Here is a 10316-nt window from a genome sequence, read left to right as displayed (position 1 = left end):
CAAAAAACGAAACAGCCATGACAACCGACACAGTCACTGATATTTGCACCCAAGGGTTCATCGTTCGCAATGTACGAAATAGATTTAAAATTTACAAATTTTAAGGCAAATAAATATTAAATAAACATTTACTCCCCCGCCGAAGGCGCTGGATAGCACTTTTGGCGGGGGAGTAAATGTTTTGATTATAAATTACGCGAGGTCATGGGAAATTTTTTCCGCATGACTTATGATATCGCGATTTTCGGTTCATATACTGTAAAAAGAGATACAAAAGAACATAATAAACAAAAGTAAAAGAAGTATAATTTACTGAAATTAATCTTTTTGTATCTTCTGACCCATCATATAACAAATTTGTTATATCGCTTCAAGCTAATGCGGAACGCGTTATAGGGACTTCTGTCATTCTGTACCCTTTTCAGATATTGACGAATTTAATGCGCTGTAATTACGGCTTGCACCCAATTATCCTCTCGGATGAGCGATCATGTACTGGGCAATCTGGACGGCGTTGAGGGCTGCACCCTTCTTGATCTGGTCACCGACGAGCCAGAATGTCAGACCGTTGGGGTTGGCGATGTCCTTGCGGAGACGGCCGGCATAGACGGGATCCTTACCTGCCGCGTCGAGGGGCATAGGATATTTCTTGGCGGCGGGTTCGTCGATGACAACGAGGCCTTCGGCCTTGCTGAATGCCTCGCGGGCCTGCTCAACGCTGATGGGCTGCTCGGTCTCCACCCACACAGCCTCGCTGTGGGCGCGCATCACCGGGACGCGGATACATGTTGCGCTCACTTCAAGCTCGGGAGCATGCATGATTTTCTTTGTCTCGTTATACATCTTCATCTCCTCTTTGGTGTAGTCGTTGTCGAGGAACACGTCGATGTGGGGGATGAGATTGTAGGCAAGCTGATAGGCAAACTTCTCGACAGTAGGCTCCTTGCCGGCGGCAAGTTCGGCATACTGGTTCTCAAGTTCCTGCATTGCGACGGCACCCGCACCGGAAGCAGCCTGATAGGTGGCCACATGCACACGCTTGATGGGCGAGATGTCGTTGAGGGGTTTGAGGGCCACGACCATGATGGCGGTCGTACAGTTGGGGTTGGCGATGACACCACGGGGAGCGTCAAACGCATCCTCACCGTTGACCTCGGGAACGACCAGAGGCACATCCTTATCCATGCGGAAGGCGCTTGAATTGTCAATCATGACAGCACCGTGCTTGGTGATGGTGTCGGCAAACTCACGCGAAACACCCGCACCTGCCGAAACAAATGCGAAATCCACTCCCTTGAAATCGTCGTTGTGCTGAAGAAGCTTGACAGTGTGCTCCTTGCCGCGGAATGTGTAAGTCTTACCGGCGCTGCGCTCGGAGCCGAAAAGCAGGAGTTCGTCAATAGGGAAGTTCTGTTCGTCAAGGACACGGAGGAATTCCTGTCCCACGGCGCCACTGACGCCTACGATTGCTACTTTCATTCTTGTGTAATGCTATAAAATAGTGATTAATACATTATTTTTCATTGAAATTGCCCCTCACGCATCAGCAGTCATACATCGCATCAATCTCCTTGGCATAGATGCGGTTGACGGCGTGGCGCTTGACCTTTAGAGTATTGGTCAACTCTCCGTTCTCCATCGAGAAAGGCTTCGGAAGGATGGTGAAACGCTTAATCTTCTCGTAGGAAGCAAGCCCCTTCTGAATCTCCTCTATGCGGTCGGTCAGAAGCTGACGCACACGCGGATTGCGCACAAGCTCATCCATCGAATGGTAGGATATGCGCTCCTTGGCGGCAAAATCCTTCAGAGCAGTATAGTCGGGAACGATAAGAGCCGACACGAACTTGCGACGATCGCCGATGACGGCTATCTGGTCAATATACTTGTCGGAGCCGAGTAGTGTCTCGATCGCCTGCGGGGCGATGTACTTACCGTTGGATGTCTTGAACAGGTCTTTCAGACGGTCGGTGAGGAAGAGGGCACCGTGGTCGTCGATATAACCGGCATCACCCGTGCGGAACCAACCGTCGGGGGTGAAAGCCTTCGCGGTTTCCTCGGGCTTGTTGTAGTAGCCCCTCATGACCATCGGGCTCTTCACGAGTACCTCGTTCTCCTCGCCGATTTTCACCTCGACAAAAGGAATGGGAGTGCCGACCGAACCTATCTCCCACCCTACGCGTGGGAAGCACGCAACCGTTGCAGTGGTCTCGGAAAGACCATAGCCCACCACGATGTTTATGCCACAGGAATGGAAGAACTCGACAATCTTGGGCGACACAGGCGCTCCTGCGGTCGGGAAAATATTACCGTGGTCAATGCCTATGGCATGACGGAGCAGGCTGAACACCTTCGAATCGAAGAACTTGTAGCGGGTTTCAAGCCACCAGGGAGCCTTGCGGCCTACACGCGCATACTCGATGTTGCGGCGGCGGCCAACCTTAAGGGCCATACCGACGAGCATACGCATCACCGGACTCATCGAGGCGATCTTCTCCTGAACAGCCGTGTAGACCTTCTCCCAGAAACGAGGAACGGCACACATACATGTGGGTCTCACCTGCTGGATGGTCGACTGAATGTCCTGAGGGTCACGGTTGACGGCAACCTTTATGCCCTTGACAAGACAGAAATATGTCCATCCCTTCTCGAATATGTGACTGAGAGGGAGGAAGGCCATCGAGACATCCTTGTCAGAGACCATGTCGATGCGCTGCAGATGGGCTTCCATCGCGGCATCATAGTTGGAATGGGTCAGGACAGCACCCTTCGGCTCACCGGTGGTACCAGAAGTGTAGACAAGAGTGGCTATATCATCAGGAGTGGCTGAAGCCGTGCGCGACTTCACTGTCGCCTTGATCTCATCGGAAGCCTGACGGCCGAGATTCATGAAGTCGGTCCAGAGCATACTTGTGTCATCATCCTCATCGAGCTTGATAGGCTTGATGACCACGATGCGTTTCAGCGACGGACAGAGAGCCATCGCCCGGCGCGCAATGTGATATTGGGTGGTGTTGCCCACAAACAGCAGCGGGCAAGAAGCATCGTTGAGTATATAGGCGAGCTGTTCGAGCGAACTTGTCGCGTAGATGGAGACAGAGACGGCTCGGTTGTTGAAACATGCATAGTCAGTGACTATGTTTTCAGGCCTGTTGGCCGAGAAGGTGGCAATATTGTCAGCCTCACGGATGCCCAGCACAGCCATTGCGGCTGAAGCGGTGTCGACATCGGCACTCAGATTATGCCACGAAATGTCGTGCCACTTTCCATTGTTGTCGGGGGCACTGAGCGCGGCACGCTCGCCGTAGCGGGCGCTCTGGCGCGCAATTAACCCGGTAAGTATATTGGTTTCCATAATGTTGGCTACTTTGGGGTGCAAAGTTAGCTAAAAAATACATAGCCACCAAAATTATATGGAAAGTGGCGGAAGATTGGGGCGGAGCGCCATCACATAAGGCTATCAGTGCAAAATAATACAGTCTGCGCAAACTGTCATGCTGTCAGCGTTCGATGGGGTTGTCGATGTTGCAGGCGTCGATGCCTGTCGAGGGGCGGAATTTCTCTGGATAGAAACCTTTGTATTTGCTCATCGCGCCCGACTGCTGGACATAGCTCTGGCCGTGGGCATCGGAGACGGCGATGATGCGCACCACCTTGCCGAAATTCTCGACGGGGATGGTGGTGAAGCGTTCGGGGAACTTGATGTGGAGGACGTCGTTTTCAAGATTCTCGACGAGTCCGTTGAAATACCAGCAGACCTCCTTGTCGGCATCGGTGACCTGAAGGACCACACCCGGAAGACCGTTGAAATTGCGCGGCGCGCCACGATGGGGAAGGTCGGTGGTGAACCATGCGGTCCATTCTCGTCCATCCTTGGTGAGAGTGGCTTTGCGGCAATTGTAGACACCGATTTTCATCTCCTCGTCAGTGATTGTCCAGTTGTTGTCACAGACTGAGTCGGAGAGCTTGAACTCCTCGCCAATCACACGATAGGTGTTGACCGTGCGTCCGCTCTCGGGATAGAAGAAATAGTATGAGGGGGTCAGGTGGTAAGCCAGACCGGGATCGGCGGCATTCGAGCCGGGGTTCGCGTTGCGCCAGCGGGTCTCGCCGATGCTCTCATAGCTCATGTCGAGTGACACGCGCGGATGGATGAGCACCACACGGTCCTCGGCAAACGTAAGGTTGTTGGCTTTGTTGTAGAGATACTTCAGGCGGTAGCGCACACCATACTCGGCGGTGTCAGCGTCGGCGTAATAGGCTTTCGCCTCCTCCTGCATCCGCGCGAGCATCTCGTTGTAGCGGGCCTGACGGTCGGCCTGAGAGTGCTGTTGTCCCCCACCCTGCTGATGCTGGGCGAAGGCGGCGGGAGTGGCGAACGAAAGCGCAAGAACTGCGGCTGCTATTGTTTTCCTTATCTGTGTCATGGCGGTGTGGGCAATCAATCGTTGAAGTAATCCTTAATCAGAAACACGGGGATGGTCTGCTTGAAGGCCATCTGGAAGTCGCGGTAGTTGTCGTCGGCATAGACGGAGACGGTGGAACTGACGATCGACACGAGGTTGCCGCATTCGTCATATATCGGGCCTCCGCTCGCACCCTTGCCGTAGTCGGCGGTAATCTCAAGGATGTATTCGGTGTGGCCGGTGCGTGGTTTGAGCTTGCGGATGCAGTTGCTCACCATTCCGTCGGTGAAATGGAAGTAGGTCATGCTCGGGTTGGCGAGGCAGAACACCTTGGTGCCGGGGGTGACGATGTCGCCGACGGGTGCGGGCGAGAGCTTATCGCCGCAGGGGTCCACTTTTATTATGGCCATATCATTGACGGGGTCAATGGCGAGCACGGCGGTCATGGGATAGACGCGTCCTTGGGAGTCCATGACGAAACGCATCATGTCGCCCTTCTCCTGATTGTCGAGAGCGGCATTGATGACGATGTCGGAGACCACATGATAGTTGGTGGCGCAGATTCCGTCGGGGGTCAGCGCGACAGCCGATGCAGTCGAGTAGGCAGTGTCGACTCCGAACTGTGGATGGAAGTGCATCTTTCCGAATACGAGGGAGCTTTTCATTGCCTCCTCATAGAGCTTCTCGGGGGTGAGTTTCTTCTTGCGCGGAGGAGTGAGCGCAGAGCGGGAGGCCACGCGGCTGTCGGAAAGGGTTGCGAGAAGATGACGGCGCACCGAGTCGATGTCGTTGCCGGGATGGGTCTTCATATAGTCGCGCAACTTGGCTGAGACACCCTGAAGCATCCGGGGATAGTCGTGGAAATACTTGTCGCGGTCGGCCGCGGAAACCTGGAGGGTGACGGCGACTGCAATCACCGCGAGGAGGAGTTTTGCAGTAAATCTGAACATGATTGGTCTTGATTGATGGCGTATTCGTGTCAGCAGAAACCGGATATTGTCAATTTGGAAAAATACACGGATATGCGGAGCCACAAATTTAGCAAAAGATTGCGGCTTAAGCGACAAAATGGAACAAAAAAGCACTCCGGAGGGCGAAAATGCCTTTCCGGAGTGCAATTATTGTTGAATATTTCAGCCGTTGAATGCCTGATGGGTCAGGAATTCAAATCTGAGCTTATCATTTCACGATGACCTTCTCGGTCTTGGTGCCCTGACGGCGGATGTAGAGACCGGGAGTGGGATTGTCGACGCGGATACCCTGGAGGTTGAAATATTCAACGGGGGCATTGCTGTCGGCCTCGATGTCGAGGATACCGCTGAAGTCATCACCGAAGTTGCCGGATGCATCAGAGATGCGGAATGCCTTGAGGCTTACGGCTCCTGCGATTGACGAGGGTGTGATCTTGACGAAACGTGAAGCGGGGTTGAGGTCGAGCTCGCCATTGAAGGGGAGATCCTTCTCGGTGAGGATGCGGATTGTGCGCCATGTGGGAGCGATGTCGGCGTTGCGGGTCTCCTGAATCTTGAGGCGGACGGTTGTGCCTTCGGTTGCCTCAACTTCGAGATGAATCTGCTTGGCTTCCTCGCCGAAGTAGGCCATCACCTTATCGTTGCTTGAAGATGAGCGGAAGGTGACATGGTCAGCCGCGATTTCGCCTGCATTGTCGCCGCCACCAACCTGACACCAGTGGGGATAGTCGTTCTGCTTGGTCTGGACGAGCGAGCCTGCGGTCTCGAAGGGTGCGGTCTCGTTGAAGGGTGCGAAGTTGAGCGGGAGATTGACTGCAGCCTTGCCCCAGTGGGTCTCGCCTGCTTCCTTCTCGCGGGGGAAGTCGCTTGTGTTGATTTTCACATCACCGATGAAGGACTTGTCGCCTGCCACGTTGGTGAGCGCACCTGCGGGGAAGCTGACGGTGTAAGTCGAGTTGGCATCGAGTGCTTCGTATGCGATGCTGAGCTTTGAGCCGGATGCGCCTACGGTGATGTTCTCAAACTGGTGGTTGCCGTCGATGGTGGCACCACCGTTGTATTTCACTTCCTGATTGAAGGAGAGAGAAATCGAACCGTCGGTGTAGACAACATCATTTTCAAGTGAACCGGCAGTGAGTTCAAGAGCCTGTTCGCCTTCGGGAGCGATGTAGCGCTCAATGAGAAGGTCGTTGACATTAAACTTCTTACCGTTTGCATCAAGACGGAACTTGACGGCACCGGCATTGGTGTAGGTTGAAGTGAACTTATAGATGCGCTTGGAAGCACCGAGCACGAGATCCTGAGATTCTTCCTTACCACCTGCAATAGTGACAAGCTTGACTGTCTTTGACGATTTGTCAGGGTTGCCGAGATAGAGGGTAATGACACAGGGACCCTGCACTTCGGGGCTTTCGATATAGCCACCTGCCTTGGTTGTGTAGAATTGCAGACAGCGGTCAGAAGCTCCTGCATCTTCAGCAGTAGCGGGACCGTAGTCCTTGGTCATGTCGGCAGAGTTGTTGGCACCGTTCATTGCAATAGCGCGGATGGCATTGCTGCCGCTGCCGATAATCATGCCGTCGAATTCGGCAGTCGTGTTGGCTGCGTTGAAGACGTTGGTGTTGGTCGTGATGTTGGCATACTTTTCACCCCATGATGCGGGAAGGGTGTGGAAATCGGCGTAGAAGAGCACACCGCCGGCGGTGGTTGAGAAGCTCCATACATCGCTCGGAGTTGTTCCGAGGGTATTGGTTGCATCGACGCGCCAGTAGTAGGTCTTGCCGGCTTCAACGCTTGAAGTGGCATCCCATTCGGTCTTCTTAAGACCGGTGGCAACGGATGCAAGTGCGTCCTTGGACTCGCCGAGCATCACTGTGTAGGTGACATCGCCACCATAGGTGTTGATGTTATTCTCCCAAGTCAGTTTGAGACCGTTGGCAATGCCTTCCTTGGAGCCGTCGGCGGGGAAGGGATTGACAGAGGGCTTCGGAGCGGAGGGGTCGCCGATGGTCGCGAAAGCGATGGTGTCGGTATAGTCCGAGTAGAGACCTTTGCCGTCGGTTGCACGGAGGCGCACCCAGTAGTTGGTCTCGGGGGTGAGGTCGGCGAGTTCATATTCGGCAGCTCCCGCGGAAACGGAAGCGACTTCTGCGAATGTCTTGCCGTCGGTCGAAAGCTCGATGACGAAACCGTGTTCGGTGTTCTTGTTGATGTCCCATGTGAGCTTAAGGGTAGTCTTGGTGGGAGTACCGGCTACGAGCTTGATGGGTTTCTTGATGTAGGGGTAGGCTTCGACAATGGAGTTGGCGTAGTTCTCGATGTTGAGATAGCCGTTGGCGGCTACAGCAAGCGCATCGGAAGCATCGTTGGGGTTGAGGCCGTTGGCAGTCTCCCATGCGTCGGGCATACCGTCACCGTCAGAGTCGAGAGGCTTCACACCACCGGAGATAGTGCCGGTGCCTTTGTGTGAGAGCTGGCTTTCGGTGGAGATGCCGTTCTTTGTACCGGTCTTACCATAGCTTGCGAGTTCGTCGATAAGATACTGGTCAACATCATCACGGGCAGGAAGCACGGGACCGACGCTTGTAAGCATCCATGCGTATGCTTCCTCGGCAGTCATCTTACCGGCAATCTCGGGGATGAGCTGAATCTGTTCGGTCGCAGTCTGATTGTACTCGGTAATGTTTGCGTTAAGAGCATCAAGTGAAGGGAAAAGCGTAGAATATGGAGCTGTTCCACTTTGTGCACCGCGCATCTCCTCCTCAGTCATGAGGTGACCGTTGAGAACACCGTCCTTGTCCGAATCATAGTAGTTTCCGGCACCATAGTAACGGAATGTCTTTATACCACGGACAAACGGGTCTGTAGAATTGTTCCAAGGGCCTTTTACGAAATAGTTGTTCTCGATGTCGGCCCATGAGTCGCCTTCGGAGTCGCTCATGATGTAGCAACCACCGTTACCCCAGTTATAGACTACGTTGTTGACGAACTGATTCAGACCTTTCACTTTAGGATTGCGGGTCTTGTTCTCAATGTAGAGGTTACGGTAGAGTGTCACACCACCGATGGTCTGGATAAGGCCACCACATGAGTGAGATTGGAGACCCTGACCGATGATTGAATTCTGGATGGTAATGTTGGCAGGACGGCTGTTCTTGTTGTCCCAGCTCACGGAGAAATTTTCATCAAGTCCCCAAAGTACGGAGAGGTGGTCAAAAATCATGTCGGTACCGTTGGCCACACCGCAGGCATCAGCCCCACTTGTTCCGGATGCACCCATACGGAAGCGCATGTGACGGACAATCAGGTTAGTCGCACCGGAAAAGCTGACACGGTCACCGTAGACCTGTACGCCCTCACCCGGAGCAGTCTGACCGAGAATGGTATTCTTACCCTTTACAACAAGAGCTGATTTCAGTTTGATGACACCTGAGACATCGAACACGATGATGCGCCCTTCCTTGCTGACAGCATCGCGGAAGGAGCCTGCACCGGAATCGGCAAGAGTAGTCACATGATAAACCTCGGGCGCTGCAACTGCACGGGCACCCTGAGTGAAACGGCCGAAACCCTCCGCACCCGGGAAGGCAAGGAGTGTATTGTCGGCAGCTACTGCCCCAAAAGCCACACCCAACATAGCGCAACCTATGGACAGTTTCTTTAAAGTTTGTTTCATGGTTGAAAGTTAAAAATTAAATGATTGGTAGATTTGTGTTTCTACAAACAATATATATCCCGAAGCCACAAAATATAGGGGCGCATTGAGGATGCGCCCCTACAATAGAGTGGTTCTATCCTCGGAAAGTCCGGGGATTGTTGATATTAGCGCTGGATGTACTTTTTACCGTTCTTGATGACTACGCCCTTGTAGTTCTCGTCAACCTGAATACCCATAACGTTGTAAACGGGAGCGTTCTCGTCAACATCGTTAGCGATGATGTCCTCGATAGCAGAAGAACCGGCAGATTCAGCTTCCATGACAACGTGGTAAAGACCGAGCTCGCTACCACCGCAACCGATACGGAAAGCAACATTACCGGTAAGACCTGCAGGAAGAGCGACGTTCATCTTATAGTAACGTTTAGCCACAGCATCATCGGGACCCTGTACGGGAATCATTTCACCGACAACACCGTCAACAACGGGAACAACCTCTGCATAGAGACCCTTGTCAAGATACTTGCCACCGGCATGACCGATATAGATAGTGAGTGAAGAAGGATTCTTCACAGCGGGGAACTGAACGTAGGTACCTGTACGGCTACCTGTGTTAGCATTACGGTTGAAGGCAATGGCATTGAGGGTTGAAACCCAGTTGTCAGCGTCGATGGCATTATAGTCTTTCTTTCCTTCAAGATCCATTTCGAGCTGACCCCAGCCACCCATGCAAAGTGTACGGGCAGGACCCTTGCCATTCTGATCCCAGCAGATGAAGGGATAGTTCATATCAATAGGGGTGAATACGATACCGTCAGCACCTTCTTCCTCACCCTCGAGAGTATAGGTCTGGCCGTCGAAAAGACTGATAGCACGATTCTTCACGGCAACCCAGTTACCGTCGGCATCCTTTACGTTGAACATAGAACCATCGGTCATTGCGGCAGCTCCTGTTTTGTCAATGAAGTCATAGTTCTTGGTGCTACCGAGACCGATTCCTTCAATTCCGGCTGCTTCATCGACAATTGAACCGGCCTCAGCATAAATAGCCTTGCAGAAAAGCGGAGTTTCGTTGAAGTCGTATGTGAAGACTTCAGCATTTGCTCCGAAAGCAGCGAAAAGCGCTGCGGAGAGGATTAATGATTTTTTCATTGTGTAGAAATGTTTAATAGAAATATAATTTAATTGGTGAATATTATTTAGAGTGTGCAGCCGTAAAAATCAATTTTCCGGCCAAGGGGAACGTGATTTCAATATATTGTGTAGAATCAAATTTCTGTAGGGA

6 protein-coding genes are annotated in these 10316 nt (G+C 52.7%); all 6 read right to left on the bottom strand.

From position 1 onward, the window contains the following. Positions 1–468: 468 nt before the first annotated feature. Positions 469–1479: an aspartate-semialdehyde dehydrogenase gene (locus QZ310_RS11715; RefSeq protein WP_297073022.1), complete on the bottom strand. Its 1011-nt coding sequence runs from the start codon at positions 1477–1479 to the stop codon at positions 469–471. Positions 1480–1543: 64 nt separating this feature from the next. After that, the gene (locus QZ310_RS11710; protein ID WP_297073020.1) at positions 1544–3352 is read right to left on the bottom strand and encodes a long-chain fatty acid--CoA ligase; all 1809 of its coding nucleotides are present in this window, start codon (positions 3350–3352) and stop codon (positions 1544–1546) included. Between the two features lie 145 nt (positions 3353–3497). Beyond that, the gene (locus tag QZ310_RS11705) at positions 3498–4424 is read right to left on the bottom strand and encodes a GLPGLI family protein (RefSeq protein ID WP_297073018.1); all 927 of its coding nucleotides are present in this window, start codon (positions 4422–4424) and stop codon (positions 3498–3500) included. A 14-nt stretch (positions 4425–4438) separates the two neighbouring features. Then, the gene (locus QZ310_RS11700) at positions 4439–5353 is read right to left on the bottom strand and encodes a serine protease (protein ID WP_297073003.1); all 915 of its coding nucleotides are present in this window, start codon (positions 5351–5353) and stop codon (positions 4439–4441) included. 229 nt (positions 5354–5582) lie between these two features. Further along, positions 5583–9050, bottom strand: a complete 3468-nt coding sequence (locus QZ310_RS11695) for a hypothetical protein (RefSeq protein WP_297073000.1) — start codon at positions 9048–9050, stop codon at positions 5583–5585. Between the two features lie 146 nt (positions 9051–9196). Next, the gene (locus tag QZ310_RS11690; protein ID WP_297072999.1) at positions 9197–10183 is read right to left on the bottom strand and encodes a hypothetical protein; all 987 of its coding nucleotides are present in this window, start codon (positions 10181–10183) and stop codon (positions 9197–9199) included. Positions 10184–10316: the final 133 nt, after the last annotated feature.

The sequence above is a fragment of the uncultured Duncaniella sp. genome (assembly GCF_910577345.1).
GTDB lineage: Bacteria > Bacteroidota > Bacteroidia > Bacteroidales > Muribaculaceae > Duncaniella.
Note: the sequence above shows the minus strand (reverse complement) of the source record. Positions and strands in the feature narration are given on the sequence as shown.

What these genes read in the sequence shown, in the direction of transcription:
- QZ310_RS11715 (WP_297073022.1), bottom strand. Translation starts at nt 1,479, where the DNA reads ATGAAAGTAGCAATCGTAGGCGTCAGTGGCGCCGTGGGACAGGAATTC.
- QZ310_RS11705 (WP_297073018.1), bottom strand. Translation starts at nt 4,424, where the DNA reads ATGACACAGATAAGGAAAACAATAGCAGCCGCAGTTCTTGCGCTTTCG.
- QZ310_RS11695 (WP_297073000.1), bottom strand. Translation starts at nt 9,050, where the DNA reads ATGAAACAAACTTTAAAGAAACTGTCCATAGGTTGCGCTATGTTGGGT.
- QZ310_RS11710 (WP_297073020.1), bottom strand. Translation starts at nt 3,352, where the DNA reads ATGGAAACCAATATACTTACCGGGTTAATTGCGCGCCAGAGCGCCCGC.
- QZ310_RS11700 (WP_297073003.1), bottom strand. Translation starts at nt 5,353, where the DNA reads ATGTTCAGATTTACTGCAAAACTCCTCCTCGCGGTGATTGCAGTCGCC.
- QZ310_RS11690 (WP_297072999.1), bottom strand. Translation starts at nt 10,183, where the DNA reads ATGAAAAAATCATTAATCCTCTCCGCAGCGCTTTTCGCTGCTTTCGGA.